This is a genomic window from Stenotrophomonas sp. GW821-FHT09E08 (genome assembly GCF_059416125.1).
The window spans coordinates 172875-194341 of the sequence record NZ_JBWKOO010000008.1; the positions used below are offsets into that span (position 1 = coordinate 172875).

The window sequence follows — 21467 nt, forward strand, 5'->3', positions numbered from 1 at the left end:
GATGATATCCGCGCAGGCGCGTCGATCAGGCATCGACGCGCTTGGAGCCCACGGCCAGGCCGGCCTTCAGGCTGGCCTCGACGAACTCGTCCAGGTCGCCGTCGAGCACCTTCTGCGTATCCGAGCGTTCGATGCCGGTACGCAGGTCCTTGATACGGCTCTGGTCGAGCACGTAATTGCGGATCTGGCTGCCCCAGCCAATGTCGGACTTGGTGGCTTCCACGGCGTCCTTCTCGGCGTTGCGCTTCTGGATCTCCAGCTCGTACAGCTTGGCGGCCAGCATCTTCATCGCGTTGTCGCGGTTCTGGTGCTGGCTGCGGCCGGTCTGGCAGGCCACGACGATGTTGGTCGGGATGTGGGTGATACGCACCGCCGACTCGGTCTTGTTCACGTGCTGGCCACCGGCACCGGACGAACGGTACACGTCGGTCCGCAGGTCGGCCGGGTTGATGGTGATGTCGATGTTGTCATCGATTTCCGGCGACACGAACACCGAGGTGAAGCTGGTGTGGCGGCGGTTGTCCGAGTCGAACGGCGACTTGCGCACCAGGCGGTGCACGCCGGTCTCGGTCTTCAGCCAGCCGTAGGCGTAGTCGCCTTCCACGCGCAGCGTGGCCGACTTGATGCCGGCGACGTCGCCACCGGAGACTTCCATCAGCTCGGTCTTCCAGCCGCGCGATTCACACCAGCGCAGGTACATGCGCAGCAGGATCTCGGCCCAGTCCTGGGCTTCGGTGCCACCGGCACCGGCCTGGATGTCGACAAAGGCAGCAGCGTTGTCCATCTCGCCGGAGAACATGCGCTGGAACTCCAGCTTCTCCACATGCGCCTGATGCTTGTCCAGGTCGGCGACCACGGCCAGTGCGGTGTCCTCGTCCTGCTCGGACTCGGCCAGCTCAAGCAGTTCGGTGGCATCAGCCAGGCCGTCGAGCACCGAGGCGATGCCGCCCACGGTCTTTTCCAGGCTGGAGCGCTCGCGGCCCAGGTTCTGGGCGTACTCGGCGTTGTTCCAGACGTCGGGGCTTTCCAGCTCCCGCGTTACTTCTTCAAGACGCTCTTTCTTGGCGTCGTAGTCAAAGATACCCCCGAAGCGACAGCACGCGATCGGTCAGATCGGTGATGCGCTGGCGGACAGGATTCAGTTCGATCATGTCGGCGGTTATGCATTCAAAAGATGACTGGCAATGATACCGCAGGCCGGGGGCGCCCGGAATGAGGGGCCAGGGCCTGCCCCAGGCTGCAAACCCGTCCGTTGGTAGAGTCGACTGTCAGTCGACTGCTTTTCATTCAGATTGCGGTGAAGCCCGCGCTGCGCGCGATAGTCGACTAACAGTCAACTCTACCCACCCGCCCCGCCCAGCGCCTGCCGAAGCAGCGGCAACTGGCGCCGGCTGCAGGGCACCTTGGCCCCGTCGGCCATATGCAACAAGGCCTCGCCGCCATCCAGCGGTTCGATCGAACGCAACTGGCTGCGGTGGATCAGCCAGCTGCGGTGCGGGCGCAGGAACTGGCCCGGGTCCAGCCGCTGCTCCAACACCGCCATGGTGATCCGCAGCGGGTAGTCGTGGCCGCGCACCCGCAGATTCACGTAATTCCCCGCCGCTTGGGCGTATTCCACGTCTGCGGTGGCCACCAGGAACTCCTTGCCCAGCTTGCGTACCAGGAAATGCTGGGGACGCTCGACCGGCTCCACCGGCGGACCTACGTCGGGCTCGGCCAGCAGGCTCGCCTCGCCCTGCCTGCGCCGGCCGAACCAGCTGGCAAAGTGCTCCAGTGCCACGAACAGCGCAAAGGTGCGCACATCTTTCAGGTATTCGTACGCAAAGCGTTCCAGCCAGCCGGCATCGTCCTGGTAGCGATAGCCCAGCGATGCGTATGCCAGATGCCGCAGCAGCATCATTCCCCCCACATGCAGCAGTGACCAACCGATGCTGGCCAGCAGGTACAGCGGCAGCCGCCGCTTCCAGGTATCGGCATGCAGCGGCCAGCGCTCGCACGCCCGCCACAGCAGCGGCAGGGTCAGCAGGATCGGGACGAGGCTGCTGAACTCCCAGATCATCGGCTCCCACAGGCCCAGATCGGCGCCGCGGCGACTGGCGTCCATCACCTCGACCAACGCATTGGTCACTGCCGAGGCCGACAGGATCGCCGCCCATAGCAATAGACGGGTTGACGTACGCCAGCGCGGTGGGCGGCCTGGTGCCATTGGGTGATCCATGGTGTTGCGGTGCTCCAGCGTGCCTCAAGGAACCGAGGGTAGCGGCTCCATTGGTCCCACCACCCCCGCCATTGGTCACTGCACGGGTTCCGGCGACCCCTTGGCAGTCGCTGCGCGGACGAGACGGCGTCACATTGGCTCGACTTCCCGGCACACCATGACCATGAACCGACGCCACGACATCGACGCCCTGCGGGTGTTCGCCTTCGCCCTGCTGATCCTCTACCACACCGCGATGGCCTATGTGGACGACTGGGGCTTTCACCTCAAGAGCGTGCACACCGCCGAATGGCTGCAGTGGCCCATGGTGTTCGTCAATCGCTGGCGGATGTCACTGCTGTTCCTGATCTCGGGCATCGCCATCGCACTGATGCGGCCCGAAAGCAGGCTGCTGCGCTTCGCTGGCGTACGTACGTGGAAGCTGCTGTTGCCCCTGCTGTTCGGCATGTTCGTGATCGTACCGATCCAGCCGTACTGCGAAGGCGTGGCCAACGGCCATGTGGCACCGGGCTTCGGCCACTTCCTGCTGCGCTACTGGCAGGTGCGGCCGTGGCCGGAAGGCAGCTTCGCCGGCTGGCAGTACGGCATCACCTGGAACCACCTGTGGTACCTGGCCTATCTGTGGAACTACACGCTGGCACTGGCCCTGTTGATGCCGTTGCTGGGAACGGCAGTGGTGCGCCGCGCGATGGCCTTCTGCGCAGCATCACCGATACTGCTGGTCGGTCTTCCATCCGCCCTGCTGCTGGCATGGGTGATCTGGCTGGAGCCGATCTATCCGTCCACCAATGCCCTGCTTGGCGACTGGTACCAGCACGCGAAGTACGCGACGGTGTTCCTGGCAGGCTACCTGCTCGGCCGCGAGCCGGCGTTCTGGCAACGCGTAGTCGCCCTGCGCCGCACCACGCTATGGCTGGCGCTGGCCGCAGTCGGCTGGTATCTCGGGTTGCGCATCCTCGGCCAGGTACTGCCGGCTGATTCCTCGCTGCGGCATTGGCCCGAACCGTTCTGGGACCTGCAGGTCCGGACCAGCCAGTCGCTTTACGTATGGACCGCGCTGCTTACCATCCTCGGCTGGGGAAAGGTCTTCCTCGATCGCCCGTTCCGCTGGCTGCCGTACTGCACCGAAGCCATCTATCCCTGGTACATGCTGCACCAGAGCCTGATCATCGCCCTGCTGTTCTGGCTCAAGCCACTGCAGTTGGGCCCGTGGATGGAACCGGCCCTGCTGCTGGCCGGCACCGTCGGCGGCTGCCTGCTGATCCACGAACTGCTGATCCGACGCTCGCGTTGGCTGCGCCCCCTATTCGGCCTGCGTGCCGATTCGCCATCGTCGGCGGTGGTACGTGCCGCGACAGCGTAGTTGTAGAGCCGACCCCACGCTCGGCTGCCTCTGCCATGAGCCGAGCATGGGCTCGGCTCTACATCGAGGCAGTCGAGCAAGCTCGACTCTACATATGCCCGGGGTCGGTCATTTCACCTCGAACTCGCCCACCAGCACGGTCTCGGCACGATCCTTCAGCCGCATCGTGACCATCTGGTCTTTCTGCTGCGGCGTGCCCCAGTGCGTGGTCAGCCGCAGCATCAGGGTCGTCGCACCAGTCACCAGCTGCTGGCGGCTGCCGAAGTAATTGGCCTCCACCTTGTACTTGCCCGGCTTGGCGTCACGCAGCGAGAACTGCTCGGGGCCATAGCCGCCGGTGAAATCCTGCGACATCTGCCCGCCCTGGTAGGTCAGGCGGTTGCCGTAGTACGCGCGCTCGCCGTTCGGGTCGGTCACCCACAGGTCCATGTCGCTGTTGTCGGCATCCCACGACAGCACCACGCGCAGGTCCAACGGCATCGCCTGCAGCAGGCGCGGGTCGATGCTGGTGGTATCCAGCCGGGGCGTGCTGCGGGCCACCAGGTTGGTCAACTCATCCAGTGCGATCAGGGCGATGCCATCGAAGCGGTTGTCCCATGGCCGCACCACCACCTGGTACAGCGGCGCCAGAGCCTGCTGCGGCTTGCCGGCCGCCGCCAGTGCCAGGCCCAGGTCGCGGAAGCTCTGCGGTTCTTCCTGGCCCATCGCCAGCACCTGCTCGAACACCGGCACCGCCAGCGCCGGGGCATCCGCCTGCATCAGGCGGTAGCCGAGCACGCGCAGCAGGTGCCTGTTGTCCAGGTCCATCTCGGCCAGGTTGGACAGCACACGCAGTGCCAGTTCGCGCTGGCCCTGCTCCAGCAGCAGATCGGCCACGTCGAGGAAGAACGCGCTGCTGTCGGCATGCGCATCGCGCTCGGCCAGGTAGCGGTCATACAATTGCGACGCCGGGCCCTGGCGCAGGCGTCTGGCGATGGCCGGGTCCGGCTGCCAGGCCGCCAGCTGGATGCCGAGCTCGCCCTCGTTGGCGGCAGCGGGCGCAGCGACACGGCCACCAGTGACCGTGATTGAATCCAGGGCCTTGTTCGATGCAGGCGCTGAGCGACGTGCACGCGCGCTGCTGGCTTCCATGCGCTGCTCGGCCGCCGCCATCGGCGCGGGGGCCGGCGGAGCGGCGGGTGCAGGCGCAGCGAGCATCGCCACCGGCGCCGAGTCCATCGCGTAGTCCGCGGATGCAACTTCCAGCGCCCCGCCCTTCAACTGCGGAGGCGCTCCCTTCGGCCAGCTTCGGTTCCACCACTGCTGGCGCTCCTTCCAACGTGCGGCAACCTGGTCCAGGCGCTGGCGATCGGCAGCGGCGCGATCGCTCACCTGCCGTGCGAAGCGGGCATCGTACTCGGAGCGCAGTTTGCCGGACGGGCGGATCGCATAGCGCAGGTAGTCCTCCAGCGTTTCCAGCACGATCAGCGAGGTGTCCGGACCGACCAGGCCGAACTGCTGCGACAGCAGTTGCATAGCCTCGCGGTTGCCTCGACGGTCGGCGCCGAGTTGCTGCAGACGGGCCTGCGCCCACAAGCCGGCCAGTAGTTCGCCATCGTCACTCTTCTGCGTTGCCGGCAGTGCCTGCCATTCACCGCCGCCCACGCGCACCCGCATCGGCACACCGTCGGCCGCCAGTCGTGCGTGCAGCCACAACCAGCCCTGGGCCTCACTGCGTCGATCGATCACCACGTCCTGCACGCCGCGCCCTGCATCGACCTGCACATCCAACGGCGACGACAGCAGCTCATGGGCGGCCAATTCGACATCCTTGCCCAGCGAGACGAAGCGGCCACAATGCGCTTCGCTCCAACCACGCAGTCGCACGGCATCGGTACGCGCACCGGCGCTGCTGATCGCAAACAGGCGTTGATCCGCCGCCATCGCCGGCAGCTGTTCCAGCCCATAGGTCAGCAGGCCATCGCTGACCAGCAGGTATTCCTTCACTCCCGGCTGCGGCTGCCACTGCGCCAGCGCGCTGGCACCGTCCGGGCGTACGGCCTGCAGCGCTGCGCACAGCTCGTTCCAGTTGCCGGCTCGGATACGGAAGCGACGCACCGGTTCGGCACGGTCGCGCAGCACGGTCAATGCCACCGTACCGTCACCCATCGCGGCGAAGTAGCGATCCAACAGCGCGAACTCACGTGTGCGATCGCGCTGGCCCGCCGAACCGGAGCCGTCCCACAGCAGGCCGACTTCGCTGGGCAACGTGCGGGGCGTGCTGCTGGCCGCCACCGGCAGCTGCGCCAGCAGGTAATGGCCATCCTCCCAGGGCGCCACCTGCACCTGTGCCTGGCGGGCTGCCGGCAGGCTCCACTGCAGCTGCTTCGGCAACTGTGCGCCGTTGCCCTGCCACTGCAGTTGGCCCGCATTGATGCGGAACGGAGCCGTACCTGCGGTGGCCGCGCCCGGCGCCTCCAGCTTCAGTTCAACCGATGAAGCACCGGCAGCAAACTGTAGCGGTAGCGTCCATTGCCGGCCCTGTCCGGCGAAGGCCAACGGCTCACGAATCACCAGCTGCACGCGCCGACTGCCACCGGCCGGCAGCGGGTAGACGCGCAGGCGGAACTGGTTGCCGGCGGTCTGTTCCAGCAGGCCCGGGTCCACACCACGGCGGGCGATCTCCTCGAATACCTGGCGACCACGGTCCTTGGGCACCGGCACCGCGTCACGCAGTTCACCGTTGATATCCAGTGCGAAGCCCGTGATCTGCTGGCCATCGGCCAGCGGGAACTGCAGCTCGCCCTCCAGCACGCGCCGGTTCGGGTTGTGGAACTCCAGGGTGATCCGGGTCTGGGCGATGCCGGCCTGGACCTCGCCTTCGATGCGGGCACGCTGCAGTTGCACCGGCTGTTCGGCGGCGGGCGCAATCAACAGCGGGGTGGTGGCTTGCGGCCTGGCAATACGTGGCGACTGAGCGCCGACAGGCCCGGCCGCGAGGGCCAGCAACAACACAGCGCAGCAACGGACGAAGACCATGACAGGGCTCCAGTGGGATCGTGGACGTCTGAACGCACGGACAGCCGGAATGGGGTTGGACCGTGCGCGGCTTTTCTTTGGCCCCACCCACAGGCACCATGCCCCACTCTCCCACACGCGCAAGGATGCCGATGCGATTGCCCCTGCTGGCCACTCTGTTGGCCCTTCCCTGCCCCCTGACCGCCCTTGCGACAGCTCCGGCCAAGAGCCTGTATTTCCAGCACCACGACTGGGTCGTAGCCTGTGATAACACCTTGACCTGCCGCGCCGCCGGCTACGCCGCCGACGATGACAGCACCCTTAGCGTGCTGCTCACCCGCAAGGGCGGCCCCGGCCAGGTCATCCAGGGGCGCCTGTCGCTGCAGCCGGAAGAAGGCCAAACCCAGCCCAAGGGCGCGCTGCATCTGCGCATCCAGCAACAGGACCTGAGCGTGCTGACCCCGGCAAAGGGCGAAGGCACGCACAGCTTGAATGCCGCGCAGACCAGCGCGTTGTTATCCGCACTTGTACGCGATGGAGGGATCAGCGTGACCGATGGCGCTGGCCATCGCTGGCCGCTGTCGGACAAGGGTGCCGCAGCGGTACTGCTGAAGATCGATGAGTACCAGGGCCGCCTCGGCACGCCCGGCGCCGTGATGCGCAAGGGCAGCACGCCTGAATCCAGCGTCCCTGCCGCACTGCCGGTGCCGGTTGTGCGCAAGGCCGCTACCCTGGACTCGACTCCGGATGATCCCGCGTTTGCTCGGCTGGCCGCCTCACCCGCCCTGCGCGCAGCACTGCGTGCCACGCTGGAGGACGACAGCTGCGAAGGCCTGCAGGAAACTGATGCCGACGTTCCGCTCAGCAACTCCCCGCTGCAGGTCCGGCGCCTGGACGCGCAGCATGTGCTGGTCACGGTCCCGTGTTGGCGCGGGGCCTACAACATCGGCGATGGCTATTGGGTCGCGCGCCCGCAGGCGCCGTTCCGGGCGCAATGGGTGACCAGCGATGCGATCGACTACGCCGACGGCCAGATCATTGCCGCGCAGAAGGGCCGCGGCCTCGCTGACTGCATGTCGCACGCAGCCTGGACGTGGGACGGGACGAACTTCATCGCGACGTCCGAGGTGGCACCTGGTCTATGCCGGGGCGTGCCCGGTGGCACCTGGGAACTGCCGATGCTGGTCAGCGAGGTCCGCTGACGCCACAGAAAAATGGGACGGAGGGGGTTAAGTCGCAAGTGGCAAACAAGGCACAAGCGACTTAATCCCCTCCGTCCCCTTTTTTCATGCAGGGAGGCAGTGCTCCACGATCAGCTGGATGGCGCTGCCGCCACGATAGTCATCGCAGGCCAGTCGATAGGCCAGATGCACATGACGGCCGGGTGCATTGCCGTGCCAGCCACCGAAGTGGATCGCGTTGATCGTGCCGGGTACGCCCGGCAGGCGGAGTTCCAGCTTGAGGTGGCGCTCCTTCAGTACGCGCCAGTTGGCCACTTCGAAGTGGCCGTCGAACAGCGGCTCGGGGAAGCCCTGGCCCCACGGTCCGGCAAGGCGCAACGCATCGGCGTGGCGATGGTCCAGTTCGTCCGCGGCCAGTTCGCCGTCGCTGAGGACCTGCTGCTGCAGTGCCGCCGGGTCGAGCATTTCCAGCACCACCGAAACAAAGGCGGTCTTGAATTCATCGACGTGATCCAGCCGCATGCTCAGGCCAGCCGCCATGGCATGCCCACCGAAGCGTTCGATCAGGCCCGGATGCCGCGCATCGACCAATGCCAGTGCGTCACGGATGTGCAGGCCGGGAATTGAGCGGGCGGAGCCACGCAGGGTGTCGGCGCCGGGTTCTGCAGGCGCGAAGGCGATCACCGGGCGATGCAGGCGATCCTTCATCTTCGACGCGACCAGGCCGACCACGCCCGGATGCCAATCGGCATCGAACAGGCAGGCGGCCACCGGACGCTGGCCGGCCATGTCCAGCACCACGCGGGTCAACGCCTGCTCGGCGTCGTCAGTCATCGACTGCTGCACGGCGCGCCGTTCCGAATTGATCTGCTCCAGCGTCTGCGCGATCTCGCGCGCCTGGCGCGGGTCTTCGGTCAGCAGCAGCGCGATGCCCAGCGCCATGTCTTCCAGCCGGCCCGCGGCGTTCAGGCGCGGGCCGAGCGCGAAGCCGATATCGGTGGCGGTCAGTCGCGCGGCGTCACGGCCGCTGGCTTCGATCAGCGCACGCAGGCCGACACAGCCCTGCCCTGCGCGCAGGCGGCGCAGGCCCGCGCTGACCAGCGCACGGTTGTTCGAATCCAGCGCCACCAGGTCGGCGACGGTACCGACTGCCACCAGGTCCAGCAGTGTGGTCAGGTCCGGGCCCTTGCCATCGGCGAAGACCCCGGCCTCGCGCATCTGCCGGCGCAGCGCCATCAGCACGTAGAAGATCACGCCGACGCCGGCCAGCGATTTGCTGGGGAACGCATCACCATCCAGATTCGGATCAACGATCACGTCGGCCGGTGGCAGCTGCGGGCCGGGCAGATGATGGTCGGTGACCAGCACCTGCCAACCACGCGCCTTGGCTGCAGTCACACCCGCGTGGCAGGCAATGCCGTGGTCAACCGTGACCAGCAGGTCCGGCTGCAGCTCGGCCAGCTCCTCCACCAGCGACGGCGACAGGCCGTAGCCGTGCACCATGCGGTTCGGCACCGCGTGCAAGACGTGCTGTGCGCCGAGCATGCGCAGGCCACGCACGCCGACCGCACAGGCGGTGGCGCCATCGCAGTCGAAATCGCCGACCACCAGGATGCGCTTGTCGTTGGCGATGGCCTCGACCAGCAGGCCCACCGCAGCCTCGATGCCGGTCAGCAGCTCGGGCGCATGCAGGCTGCCCAGCTTCGGCAGCGCCAGCTCCGGGGTACCGGCACCGCGACTGGCGTAGAGCCGCGCCAGCAGTGGCAGCGTGCCCTCCGGCCAGTTGGCGGGCGCGACCGCATCGCGGCGGCGGATCGTCGGCGTATCAGAGGAGGGCTGCACGGCATCGGCGGCAAGGGACATCGGCATCGCCGGGTTACGGAAGACCCGCGCATGATACCCCGCCCGGCTTGCCAGGCTCTTCCCGGGCTTGGAGCAGGCGCGGTGATCACCCATGCTTGTCCGCTTCTGAAATGGAATTCGCCATGTACCGCCTGCTGTCCGCACTGATTGTCGGCCTGTTGCTGCCGCTCGCCGGCCATGCCGGAAATACGCCACTGGAACCCGGCATCGAGTTCGTGCATCACGACTGGTTCCTGGCCTGCGACAACACCGGCACCTGCCGCGCCGCCGGTTATGGCCCGGAGAGCGCAGACAGCTCGCTGGGCCTGATGCTGGAACGAGCCGGCGGCCCCGGCACAACCGTGAAGGCGCGGCTGCGCGTGGGCGAGGATGGCGAAAGTGCAATGCCCGAAGGCGCGATGCGCCTGCAGGTGAACGGCCGCGATCTGGGGCCCGTGCAGGACACCGGTGCCGACGAATCCGTGACGCTGCGGCCGGCGCAGGTTGATGCGCTGCTCGCCGCCCTGCCCGGCAAGGCGCGCATCGAGGTGATCGACAGCAGGGCCACGCGCTGGCCGATTTCCGATCGTGGTGCCGCCGCCGTGCTGTTGAAGATGGACGAAGTACAAGGGCGCCTTGGTACGCCCGGCGCCCTGGTACGGCGTGGCACGCGTGCTGAAGCGAGTGTGCCGGCTGCGCAGACCAGGCCCGTGATCATGCGTGCCGCGCTGGTGGCCACTCGCCCCGGAGACAGCAAACTGGGTAGCAGCGAAGCGCTGCGCGACGCGCTGATTGCCACGCTCGACGACGGTGACGACTGTCCGCGTCTGATCGAGTACAAGGGCACCCCGGAAATGGTGATCGAGCGGCTGGACGACAGCCATGTGCTTGTGCAGGCGCTGTGCCAGATGGGTGCATACAACTACAGCAATGGTTTCTGGATCGCGCGTGATCGCCCTCCGTTCGCCCCGCAGACGGTCACGCTCGAAGCGGAGGGCTTTTCGCACTTCGAGCGCACGCTGTACGCACGCTCCAAAGGCAGAGGCATCGGCGACTGCGTCTCCGGCTCGGACTGGACATGGGATGGCCGCCGATTCCAGCCAAGCAGTGCTTTCAGCACCGGGCTGTGCCGTGGCATGCCGGGCGGACACTGGATGCTGCCGACCCTGGTCAGCGAGGTTCGTTGAATGCGCTGCCCAGCTCTGCCGCAATTGCCGATGTTCCTGCTGGGGTTGCTGGCGATGTCTTCGCCTGCCTGGGCCACGGTTCCGGTTGGCGCATCGTTCGCCGAGGGCGACTGGTTCATGGTGTGCGACAACACGCGTGCCTGCCGTATCGCCGGTGTCGGCGCCTCCGCACCACTGAGACTGGCCGCGCTGATCGAGCGCAATGGCGGACCCGGGGAAGCGGTGGAGATCCGGCTGGTACTCGGGCGCGACGACGCTGACGACCCCAAGGCACAGGCGCAGTCACCTGTTGGCACATTGCACCTGCTACTGGACGGAAAACGCGTGGGCAGCATCGGGGCACTTGAGTCAGCCACGGAGCATGCAAAGCTCACCCCGGCTCAAGTGCAGGCGTTCAACACCGCCCTCATCAGGCAATCCCGCATCAGCATCACCGATGGCAGGGGGCAGACATGGTCGCTGTCTGCATCCGGCGCAGCCGCACTGATGCTGAAGATGGATCAGATCCAGCAGCGTCTGGATACGCCCGGTGCACTGGTGCAACGCGGAAGCCGACCGGAGTCGAGCGTGCCGCCCGCTCTGCCGAAGCCGGTGCTGGCCATGCCATCCAAGCGGGTGCCTCCGCGTGAGGAGGATGCGCGCCTGGGCGAACGCGAGGACCTGCGCCGGCTGCTTCGGCCCGGCAACAAGGCGGACTGGGCGTGCGCGGCGGATGTACCACAGACCAGCGCACCCTACATCGCCATCCAGCGCCTGGACGACCATCACTTACTGGCCTCCGTTGTCTGCCACATCCCGGGGCTCAATGTGCCGGGTGGGACGTGGTCGATCAACGACCAGGCACCGTTCAATCCCGTTTTCATTACCCAGGGCGCACTGTTCCCGTACTCACGGGAGCTGATGTTCGTTGAAGAGACTGTGGAGACCGATCGGGATCGCTGCGGAACGGGGCGCTACTGGGCATGGGATGGCCAGCGGATGCAGCTGAGCATGGAGTACGTTGGTGGCACCTGCAGTGGCGCTGGAGCTTCCACTTGGCGACTGCCGACCTATATCACTGAATTCCGTTAGGGCATCCGCCGGGCATGGCCCGGCGCTACCACAATCACCGGATTCCGCCAGGCATGGCCTGCGTGCGCAGATTGCCTCAGGCGTCGTGAAGCTGCCGCGGCTTCTTCCAGAACTGCCAGCGCTGTCCGCGGTCCAGCTGGAACTGCATGCCATCCTCGAAATCCAGCACCAGCCGCTGCAGCTCGCCACGCTTCAGCGCGACCAGCAGTGGCCGGATCGCGTCGTTACCCAGTTGCTGCAGTGATCGCAGCTGGCGCAGATCGACCAGCGCATCCACGGACTGATCGCCATCCACCGCCACACCCGCTGCCAGCGAAAGACCCTGCAGCAATGCATCGCGGCTGCGCACCTGCGCGTGCGGTGTGTTGACCGACACCGGCATCACGCCGCCGCCCCAGAACCACAGTGAATTGATCGGCTGTTGCCCCTGGGCCGCACGTTGCTGGTTCCAGGAATGGTTGTGCAGCAGCACCTGCGCCTCGGTCATCAATGCACGCCAGCGGCGGCCGACCTCGCCTTCGGGCAGGTGCGCGAACAGGTCATCGCCGAGCACCTCGTCCGGACTGTCGAAGTCCGGCAGCTCGCTGTCGATCGGAAGCCGCAGGTACCAGCGCGAAGGGTCCGGTGCATCCAGCGCGAACCCGGCGTCGGCGAACAACGGCTGCAGTACCGGCAGCAGTGCCAGGCAGTCTGCCAGCGTCGGCCGCAGCGTTTCGCCATATGCCATCATCCGCGCACCGTGCATGTCCGGCACCATGCAGGCCGGATCGGCACGCAGCCAGCTGGCGCCAGCGGCATCACCGACGTCACGCTGGCGGGTCAATGCGGCCACCGGCCAATGCGACGCGGCGACCATGAAATGGCGCGTCAGCTGCGCGCGCTCGCCCGCCTCATGCTGCGAGGCGTTGGCGCGACCCAGGGCACGGGCCACGTCATCGGGCAGCGCAGCCGCCGCAAAGCGGCTGCGCGCGGGCAACAGCAGGGTCGCCGTCGCCACCTGGTCAGTCCAGGTAGCTGACGCTGACGATCTCGTACTCGCGCTGGCCTGCCGGGGCGTCGATCACGATCGAATCGCCTTCCAGCTTGCCGATCATCGCGCGCGCCACCGGCGAGGAAATCGCGATCAGGCCCTGCTTGATGTCCGCCTCGAGGTCGCCAACGATCTGGTACTTCCGTTCTTCGTCGGTTTCCACGTCAGCCAGCGTCACGCTGGCGCCGAACACCACCTTGGAGCCGGCATTGAGCTTGCTCACGTCGATGATCTCGGCATGCGACAGCTCACCTTCCAGCTGCTTGATGCGGCCTTCGATGAAGCCCTGTTCCTCGCGCGCGGCGTGGTACTCGGCGTTCTCCTTCAGGTCGCCATGCTCACGGGCTTCGGCGATCGCGGCGATCACCTTCGGGCGCTTGACCGACTTCAGGTGATCCAGTTCGTCGCGCAGCTTCTGCGCGCCCTTCATGGTGATGGGGGCTCTCATGCATTCAACTCCTTGTGCAGCTCCTGCAGCGACCAGACAGGGCCGGTGCCGCGGAATTCCAGTGAATCCACCAGCGCCTTGGCGCCGGCAATGGTGGTCGAGTAGGTGACGCGATGCTGCAGCGCCTCGCGACGGATCGAGAACGAATCGTTGATCGCCGAGCGACCTTCGGTCGTGTTGACGATGTAGACGATCTCGCCGTTCTTGATCGAGTCGACGATGTGCGGACGGCCTTCGACCACCTTGTTGATGATCTCGCAGTCCATGCCATGCTGCTGCAGCCACGCGGCGGTGCCATGTGTAGCGACCAGTCTGTAGCCACGCGCCAGCAGTGCCTTGGCCACCGGCAGCACGCGCTTCTTGTCCGGGTCGCGGACCGAAACGAAGGCCTTGCCGATCGGCGGGGCCTTGATGCCGCCCGCCTCCTGGGCACGCGCGAAGGCGGCGTTGAAGGTGCGGCCCACGCCCATCACCTCACCGGTGGAACGCATCTCCGGCCCGAGGATCGGGTCGACGCCCTGGAACTTGGCGAACGGGAAGATCGCTTCCTTCACCGAGTAGTAGTCCGGCACGATTTCCTTGGTTGCGCCCTGCTCTTCCAGGGTCTTGCCGGCCATGCAGCGGGCGGCGATCTTGGCCAGCGGCATGCCGGTGGCCTTGGACACGAACGGCACGGTGCGCGAGGCACGCGGATTCACTTCCAGCAGGTAGATGGTGTCATCACCCTCATCGCTGGTCTGGATCGCAAACTGGGTGTTCATCAGGCCGACCACGTTCAGGGCCTTGGCCAGCTCCACCACCTGGCGGCGCAGTTCAGCCTGGGTACCAGCCGACAGCGAGTACGGCGGCAGCGAGCACGAGGAATCGCCCGAATGCACGCCAGCCTCTTCGATGTGCTCCATCACGCCACCGATCAGGACGTTGCCATCCTTGTCAGCAATGATGTCCACGTCGCACTCGACGGCGTTGTCGAGGAAGCGGTCCAGCAGCACCGGCGAATCGTTGGACACCTTCACCGCGTCGCGCACGTAGCGGGCCAGGTCGGATTCGCCGTAGACGATTTCCATGGCGCGGCCGCCCAGCACGTAGCTCGGACGCACCACCAGCGGGTAGCCGATCTCGCGGGCCAGCAGCAGGGCTTCCTGGTCGTTGCGTGCGATGCGGTTCGGCGGCTGCTTCAGGCCCAGGGTGTCGACCAGCTGCTGGAAGCGCTCGCGGTCTTCGGCCAGGTCGATGGAGTCCGGGCTGGTGCCGATCACCGGCACGCCATTGGCTTCCAGCGCGCGCGCCAGCTTCAGCGGGGTCTGGCCGCCGTACTGCACGATCACGCCCTTGGGCTGTTCCAGTTCGACGATTTCCAGCACGTCTTCCAGGGTCAGCGGTTCGAAGTACAGGCGGTCGGAGGTGTCGTAGTCGGTCGACACGGTTTCCGGGTTGCAGTTGACCATGATGGTTTCATAACCATCCTCGCGCAGCGCCAGTGCCGCGTGCACGCAGCAGTAGTCGAACTCGATGCCCTGGCCGATGCGGTTCGGGCCACCGCCCAGGATCATGATCTTGTCGCGGTTGCTCGGCGCGGCCTCGCACTCGTCCTCGTAGGTCGAGTACAGGTAGGCGGTACCGGTGGAGAACTCACCGGCGCAGGAGTCAACGCGCTTGTAGACCGGGCGCACCTTGTGCGCACGGCGCAGCGCACGGATGGCCGCTTCGTTGGTGCCGGTCAGCTGCGCCAGGCGCGCATCGGAGAAACCGGAACGCTTCAGCTTGCGCAGGCGCGCGGCATCCAGTGCGTCGATGCCATCGGCTGCGACCTGGGTCTCGGCGGCGATGATTTCTTCGATCTGGTCCAGGAACCACGGATCGATGTAGGACAGCTTGAAGATGTCCTCCACGCTCATGCCGGCACGGAATGCGTCGGCGACGAAGAACAGGCGCTCCGGGCCCGGTGCCTTCAGCTCGCGGCGCAGGGTCTGCAGATCGTCTTCATTGGTCAGGTCCAGGCCGGTCGGGTCGAAGCCGACCTTGCCGGTTTCCAGGCCGCGCAGTGCCTTCTGCATCGATTCCTGGAAGGTGCGGCCCATCGCCATCACCTCACCCACCGACTTCATCTGGGTGGTCAGGCGCGCATCGGCGGCGGGGAACTTCTCGAAGGCGAAGCGCGGGATCTTGGTGACGACGTAGTCGATGGACGGTTCGAAGGAGGCCGGGGTCAGGCCGCCGGTGATCTCGTTCTTCAGTTCGTCCAGGGTGTAGCCGACGGCCAGCTTGGCGGCGACCTTGGCAATCGGGAAGCCGGTGGCCTTGGAAGCCAGCGCCGAGGAACGCGACACGCGCGGGTTCATCTCGATCACCACGACCCGGCCGGTGTCCGGGTTGATGCCGAACTGCACGTTCGAGCCACCGGTATCCACGCCGATCTTGCGCAGCACGGCGATGGAGGCATCGCGCAGGCGCTGGTATTCCTTGTCGGTCAAGGTCTGCGCCGGGGCCACGGTGATCGAGTCACCGGTGTGCACGCCCATCGGGTCCAGGTTCTCGATCGAGCAGACGATGATGCAGTTGTCCGCCGTATCGCGGACCACTTCCATCTCGAATTCCTTCCAGCCCAGCACCGACTCTTCCACCAGCACTTCGGTGGTCGGCGACAGCTCCAGGCCACGGCTGACGATGTCGACCAGTTCTTCGCGGTTGTAGGCGATGCCGCCACCGCTGCCGCCCAGGGTGAAGCTGGGGCGGATGATGGTCGGGTAGCCGACGCGGGTCTGGATCTCCAGCGCTTCGTCCAGGGTGTGGGCGACAGCGGCGGTCGGGCATTCCAGGCCGATCTCACCCATGGCCACGCGGAACAGCTCGCGGTCTTCGGCCATGCGAATCGCTTCGCGCTTGGCACCGATCAGTTCAACGTTGTACTTCTCCAGTACGCCGTTGTCGGCCAGGTCCAGCGCGCAGTTCAGCGCGGTCTGCCCACCCATGGTCGGCAGCAGCGCATCGGGCTTTTCCTTGGCGATGATCTTCTCGACCGTCTGCCAGTTGATCGGCTCGATGTAGACGGCGTCGGCCATCTCCGGGTCGGTCATGATCGTGGCCGGGTTGCTGTTGACCAGCACCACGCGATAACCCTCGTCACGCAGGGCCTTGCAGGCCTGCGCGCCGGAGTAGTCGAACTCGCAGGCCTGGCCGATGACGATCGGGCCAGCACCGATGATGAGGATGGTCTTGAGGTCAGTGCGCTTGGGCATTTTCTTCTCTAAGTCAGTACAGCGTGACAAGGGGGGTGATCGCACGCTGTCGATCAGGAATCTTGATCCGCAGCGCCGCGCCAGGGGCAGCAGCGATACGGGGGCTTACGGTCCATCGCGACGCCACCGGGGGCCGGCGGCGTACTGATCACGCCTTGGCCTGCTCCATCAGCACCACGAAACGGTCGAACAACGGGCCGACATCGTGCGGGCCCGGCGACGCTTCCGGGTGGCCCTGGAACGAGAACGCCGGCACGTCGGTGCGGGCGATGCCCTGGTTGGTGCCATCGAACAGCGAACGGTGGGTCACGCGCAGGGTCGCCGGCAGGGTCGCTTCGTCGACCGCAAAGCCGTGGTTCTGCGAGGTGATCATCACGCGGCCGCTGTCCAGGTCCTGCACCGGGTGGTTGGCGCCATGGTGGCCGTGGCCCATCTTGATGGTCTTCGCGCCCGAGGCCAGGCCCAGCAGCTGATGGCCCAGGCAGATGCCGAAGGTCGGGATCTTCTGCTCGATGAAGGTCTTGATCGCTTCGATGGCGTAGTCGCACGGTTCCGGGTCACCCGGGCCGTTGGACAGGAACACGCCGTCCGGCTTCAGCGCCAGCACTTCGGCGGCCGGGGTCTGCGCCGGCACCACGGTGACCTCACAGCCGCGCTCGGCCAGCATGCGCAGGATATTGGTCTTCACGCCGAAGTCGTAGGCCACCACCTTGTGCTTGGCCGGCACGCTGACAAAGGCGTTGGCATCCAGGTCCAGCTGGCCCTCGGTCCAGACGTAGGTCTTCTCGGTAGTGACGACCTTGGCCAGATCCATACCCTTCAGCCCCGGGAACTTGCGGGCGGCTTCCAGTGCCTTTTCCACGTCGATGTCACCGGCCATCAGCGCACCGTTCTGCGCGCCCTTCTCGCGCAGGATGCGGGTCAGCTTGCGGGTGTCGATGCCGGCGATGGCGACCACGCCACGCTGGATCAGCCAGTCCTGCAGCGACACCTGGCTGCGCCAGTTGCTGGGGCGGCGCGGTACATCGCGCACGATCAGGCCGGCCGACCACACCTTGGACGCTTCATCGTCCTGGTCGGTCATGCCGGTGTTACCGATGTGCGGATAGGTCAGCGTGACCATCTGCCGGGCGTAGGACGGGTCGGTCAACACTTCCTGGTAGCCGGTCATGGCGGTGTTGAACACCACCTCACCGACGGACAGGCCGGGCGCGCCTACGGATTCGCCCTCGAATACGGTGCCGTCTTCGAGGACGAGGATTGCGGCTTGGGTCACGGGAATCTCACTTTGGCTACCGAGGGGGCTGCCGAAGTCACGCCTGCGCTTCACGGAAATCCGGTTGCAAAAAAGCGCGGACGTACGGTCTGGGACCGGTCCGGCTTTCGTGATTCGGCGAGTGCGAATTGTAGCGGTGCCGGGGCCCGCGCGCCAGCGGTTATCGCGCTTCATGAACAGGCGATTGCGTATTCATTTCAATCCGGCGGCGTATGCGGGCCGGAGGCGGGGTCGGATCCTTTCCCGGATGGGAAAGGGATCCGACCCCCGGAATCAGCCCGCCTTACTGCAGCAGGTCCCGCACCCGATAGCTGCCTGGGGCCCGCCCCTGCAGCTGGCGGGCGGCAAACAGCGCGCCGCGGGCAAAGATGTCGCGGTTGGTGGCCCGGTGCACCAGCTCGATGCGCTCGCCCAGCCCGGTGAACTGCACCAGATGCTCGCCCACGATGTCGCCGGCACGCAGGCTGGCGTAATGCGGCTCCGCCCCACCCCGCTGCGCGGCCGCCCCCAGGGTCAGCGCGGTGCCCGACGGCGCGTCCTTCTTCTGGGTGTGGTGCGATTCGACCACATCGCAGTCCCAGCCAGCCAGCGCCTGCGCGGCGCGCTCGACCAGTTCATCCAGCACCGCCACGCCCAGGCTGAAGTTGGAGGCCCAGACCAGCGGGATGGTTGTTGCCGCGACTTCCAGCGCCTGGCGCTGGCTGCTGGAGATGCCGGTGGTGCCTGAAACCAGGCCCGCACCCCGCTCCACGCACAGCGCCAGCAGCGGGTCGAAGCCCTCCGGCAGGCTGAAGTCGATCGCTACGTCGAACGCCGGCGCACCGGGCAGCTCGCTGGCAGCGAAGAACGGCACGCCGTCGACCACGCGCTGGGCCGGCGCACGGCCGGTCACCGCGGCCACGATCTGCAGGGTTTCGGGATGTTCGGCGGCCAGTCGCAGCAGGGCCTGGCCCATGCGCCCGGAGGCGCCGTGAATGAGCAATCGCAGGGGAGTCTGGTTCATGCCTGCAGGCTAGCGGCAGCACGCCTGCTCCGGCAAGCGCCATCGCTGCTACGCTGCATGCCCTTTCATGCAATGGATGGCAGTTCCACCATGCAGATCAGCGAACAGCTGGTGCTGGTCACCGGCGCCGGCCGCGGCCTTGGCCAGCACATCGCCCGCGCCTTCGCCGCACAGGGCGCCCGCGTCATCATCAACTATCACCGCAGCGAGGCCGTCGCACGTGCGCTGGCCAGCGAGCTGGGTGGCCAGGCGATCGCGCTGCCGGCCGATGTCACCGACCGCACCCAGGTCGATGCAATGCTGCAGCACGCGCTGGCACATTTCGGCCAGGGCGTCACCACCGTGGTCAACAACGCGCTGGCCGCCTTCTCGTTCAATGGCGACGCCCGCGACAGCGCTGCCGACATCGGCTGGCCGGCCTTCCAGGCACAGTTCGAAGGCAGTGTGCGCGGTGCGCTGAACACCGTGCAGGCCGCCCTGCCCGGGATGCAGGCGCGCCGTTTCGGTCGCGTCATCAACATCGGCACCAACCTGTTCCAGAATCCGGTGGTGCCCTATCACGACTACACTGCCGCCAAGGCCGCGCTGCTGTCGCTGACCCGCACTCTGGCAGGCGACCTCGGCCCGCACGGCATCACCGTCAACATGCTGTCCGGCGGCCTGCTGCGCACCACCGATGCCAGCGCCGCCACGCCCGAAGCGGTATTCGACTACATCGCCGCCAATACACCACTGCGCAGCGTCACGACCCCGGCCGAGTTCGCCGATGCGGCGCTGTTCTTCGCCAGCCCCTGGTCGCGCGCGGTGACCGGCCAGAACCTGGTGGTGGACGGCGGGCTGGTGCGGGACTGAGCCGATGCGCATCTCCGAGGTCAGCCGCCTGACCGGGGCCAGCGCCAAGGCCATCCGCCTGTACGAGGCACGCGGACTGCTGCCACCGGTGCCACGACTGAACCGCTATCGCGACTACAGCGAACAGGACGTGGCCTGGGTGCAACTGATCCGCCAGGCGTTGGGGCTGGGCATCACCCTGGCCGCGATATCCGGCCTGCAGGGTCGCGATGGACGGCTCGACTGGCCTGCGGTACTGGCCTTGCTGGAACAGCAGCGCACCCGCATTGCCAGTGAGCGGGCGCGGCTGGAACAGGTCGACCTTGCCCTGCGGCAGGTCCGCGATGAACTGCAGCGATGGCTGCACTCCGGCGGCACTGATTGCGTCCTGCAACCCAGCGGCTGCCCCACCGGCGTTTGACTCTGCCCCTGGGGCAGACCGCACCCTCGCGCACTTTCCATTGCCCGAGGTTGCCGTGTCCCGCTCCATCCTGATCCTGCTGGGCCATCCCGACCGCGACAGCCTGTGCGGCGCCCTCGCCCAGCGCTACGCCACCGCCGCCGAGAACGCCGGCCATCGGGTGCGACTGATCGCACTGGGTGACCTTGAGTTCGATCCCGTGCTGCGCCATGGCTATCGCCAGATCCAGCCACTGGAAGCCGATCTGCAGGACGCCGCCGATGCGATCGAGGCCTGCGATCACCTGGTGCTGGTCTATCCCACCTGGTGGGGTGCGATGCCGGCGCTGCTGAAGGGCTTTTTCGATCGTGTGCTGTTGCCGGGGTACGCCTTCCGCTACCGGCGCGATTCGGTGTGGTGGGACCGATTGCTGGCCGGGCGCAGCGCGCGCGTGATCACCACGCTGGACACGCCGCCCTGGTACTACCGCTGGATCTACCGCGACCCGGGCATCACCCAGATCCGCGCCACCATCCTGGAGTTCTGCGGCATCCGCCCGGTGCGGGCCAGCCGGCTGGGGGCGGTGCGCAGCAGCAGCCCGGCGCAACGCAACAAATGGCTGGCACTGGCAGCGGAGCTGGGAGCGCGGGCCGGGTAGATCCGCAGCCATGGGTAAAGCGTGCGAACCAAGGTTCGCACCCACCTGGGGCGAGGATTTGCACCCACCTGGAAGGTTTGCACCTACCTGCGGCGCTCGTTGCGCGTGTCGCGTTTGCCAATTGACCCCAAGGCGCTGCACCTAAAGGCTGAGAGCCCTCTTCCGGCCCAGGCAAAGCCCATGAAATCCTCGACTGTCTTTAGCAAGTGCGCCAGGAAGACCGGCTTTGCCGGCACGTCGACGACCCGCTACCGCTTGCTGGATGCCGCCCTGCTTGTCGTGAATCACCAACGCGCCAGTGAAAGCCGGGGCTTCTATGTGAATGCCGGGCTCTACTTTCCAGAGCTGCTCGAGTATCCCCTTGCACCTGACGATCTTGAAACGGCTTTCAGGTACCGCTCCAGCATTCCTACGCCCCATGTCGACTGGCGGATCGAAGCGACGCCAGGCCTGCGCCGGGCCTTCATCCAGCAGGATCTTGATGATCTGCTGGAGGCCGGCAATCGCGATGCGATGAAATGCCTGCTGCTCGGCGCCCTTGCCGACGTGGCGAGCTTCGCGACAACCCATGGAGACCGGGAGTCGGTGCGGCGATTGAATCAGGATGGAAGCTTCCGGGCAATCATCCGCAGGGAGGTCTGAACCCCGGAAAGCGTGCGAACCAAGGTTCGCACCCACCGGGCGAAGTCCGCACCCACCGGGCGAAGTCAGCACCCACAGGGC

General features: G+C 66.6%; 17 protein-coding genes. 8 read left to right on the forward strand and 9 right to left on the reverse strand.

The genetic code is table 11. From position 1 onward, the window contains the following. Positions 1–25: 25 nt before the first annotated feature. Positions 26–1151 (reverse strand): peptide chain release factor 2 gene (gene prfB / locus AC07M7_RS12520; protein WP_012510936.1). Its coding sequence is split into 2 segments (ribosomal slippage): positions 26–1075 and positions 1077–1151, totalling 1125 coding nucleotides; the frame shifts between segments, so codons are not numbered across the junction. Between the two features lie 188 nt (positions 1152–1339). Further along, positions 1340–2206 (reverse strand): LytTR family DNA-binding domain-containing protein, encoded by an 867-nt coding sequence (locus tag AC07M7_RS12525; RefSeq protein ID WP_253079135.1) that lies wholly within the window; start codon positions 2204–2206, stop codon positions 1340–1342. A 175-nt stretch (positions 2207–2381) separates the two neighbouring features. On the opposite strand from AC07M7_RS12525, the gene AC07M7_RS12530 reads away from it, so the two are divergent. Next, on the forward strand, positions 2382–3581 hold the full coding sequence (locus AC07M7_RS12530) for an acyltransferase family protein (RefSeq protein WP_253079136.1): 1200 nt from the start codon (positions 2382–2384) through the stop codon (positions 3579–3581). Positions 3582–3689: 108 nt separating this feature from the next. On the opposite strand, the gene AC07M7_RS12535 is transcribed toward AC07M7_RS12530, so the two are convergent. Continuing rightward, complete coding sequence (locus AC07M7_RS12535; protein ID WP_495207506.1) at positions 3690–6599, reverse strand: DUF2135 domain-containing protein; 2910 nt, start codon at positions 6597–6599, stop codon at positions 3690–3692. 131 nt (positions 6600–6730) lie between these two features. Between AC07M7_RS12535 and AC07M7_RS12540 the strand changes: the two genes are divergently transcribed. Then, a complete protein-coding gene (locus AC07M7_RS12540) occupies positions 6731–7780 on the forward strand; it encodes a DUF1176 domain-containing protein (protein WP_495207507.1) in 1050 nt (349 codons plus the stop codon). Positions 7781–7864: 84 nt separating this feature from the next. Here AC07M7_RS12540 and recJ read toward each other — a convergent pair whose 3' ends face one another. Then, positions 7865–9622, reverse strand: coding sequence for a single-stranded-DNA-specific exonuclease RecJ (gene recJ / locus AC07M7_RS12545; RefSeq protein WP_136639657.1), 1758 nt, complete (start codon positions 9620–9622; stop codon positions 7865–7867). 122 nt (positions 9623–9744) lie between these two features. Between recJ and AC07M7_RS12550 the strand changes: the two genes are divergently transcribed. Together AC07M7_RS12550 and AC07M7_RS12555 are read left to right on the forward strand one after the other, a co-directional pair. Next, positions 9745–10788: a DUF1176 domain-containing protein gene (locus AC07M7_RS12550; RefSeq protein ID WP_495207508.1), complete on the forward strand. Its 1044-nt coding sequence runs from the start codon at positions 9745–9747 to the stop codon at positions 10786–10788. A 30-nt stretch (positions 10789–10818) separates the two neighbouring features. Continuing rightward, positions 10819–11859, forward strand: coding sequence for a DUF1176 domain-containing protein (locus AC07M7_RS12555; RefSeq protein WP_495207509.1), 1041 nt, complete (start codon positions 10819–10821; stop codon positions 11857–11859). Positions 11860–11935: 76 nt separating this feature from the next. Here the strand turns inward: AC07M7_RS12555 and AC07M7_RS12560 are convergent, their stop codons facing one another. From AC07M7_RS12560 to dapB, 5 genes are all read right to left on the reverse strand, one after another. Then, complete coding sequence (locus tag AC07M7_RS12560) at positions 11936–12856, reverse strand: phosphoglycerate mutase (RefSeq protein ID WP_495207510.1); 921 nt, start codon at positions 12854–12856, stop codon at positions 11936–11938. 4 nt (positions 12857–12860) lie between these two features. Beyond that, positions 12861–13325, reverse strand: coding sequence for a transcription elongation factor GreA (greA, locus tag AC07M7_RS12565; protein ID WP_174238326.1), 465 nt, complete (start codon positions 13323–13325; stop codon positions 12861–12863). Positions 13326–13333: 8 nt separating this feature from the next. Then, positions 13334–16576: a carbamoyl-phosphate synthase large subunit gene (carB, locus tag AC07M7_RS12570; RefSeq protein WP_495207511.1), complete on the reverse strand. Its 3243-nt coding sequence runs from the start codon at positions 16574–16576 to the stop codon at positions 13334–13336. 148 nt (positions 16577–16724) lie between these two features. Continuing rightward, positions 16725–17852 carry a glutamine-hydrolyzing carbamoyl-phosphate synthase small subunit gene (carA, locus tag AC07M7_RS12575; RefSeq protein ID WP_046985659.1) on the reverse strand — a complete coding sequence of 376 codons (1128 nt, stop codon included), beginning with the start codon at positions 17850–17852 and terminating at the stop codon, positions 16725–16727. Between the two features lie 283 nt (positions 17853–18135). Continuing rightward, positions 18136–18855 carry a 4-hydroxy-tetrahydrodipicolinate reductase gene (gene dapB, locus AC07M7_RS12580; protein ID WP_495207512.1) on the reverse strand — a complete coding sequence of 240 codons (720 nt, stop codon included), beginning with the start codon at positions 18853–18855 and terminating at the stop codon, positions 18136–18138. 90 nt (positions 18856–18945) lie between these two features. Between dapB and AC07M7_RS12585 the strand changes: the two genes are divergently transcribed. The 4 genes from AC07M7_RS12585 to AC07M7_RS12600 all read left to right on the forward strand — a co-directional run bounded on the left by AC07M7_RS12585 (position 18946) and on the right by AC07M7_RS12600 (position 21386). Beyond that, entirely contained in the window at positions 18946–19707 is a 762-nt protein-coding gene (locus tag AC07M7_RS12585) for a 3-oxoacyl-ACP reductase (protein ID WP_426353574.1), read from the forward strand. Positions 19708–19711: 4 nt separating this feature from the next. Next, positions 19712–20107 (forward strand): MerR family transcriptional regulator, encoded by a 396-nt coding sequence (locus AC07M7_RS12590; RefSeq protein ID WP_046985657.1) that lies wholly within the window; start codon positions 19712–19714, stop codon positions 20105–20107. 55 nt (positions 20108–20162) lie between these two features. Beyond that, entirely contained in the window at positions 20163–20744 is a 582-nt protein-coding gene (locus tag AC07M7_RS12595; RefSeq protein ID WP_136639662.1) for an NAD(P)H-dependent oxidoreductase, read from the forward strand. Positions 20745–20924: 180 nt separating this feature from the next. After that, a complete protein-coding gene (locus tag AC07M7_RS12600; RefSeq protein ID WP_495207513.1) occupies positions 20925–21386 on the forward strand; it encodes a DUF4304 domain-containing protein in 462 nt (153 codons plus the stop codon). Positions 21387–21467: the final 81 nt, after the last annotated feature.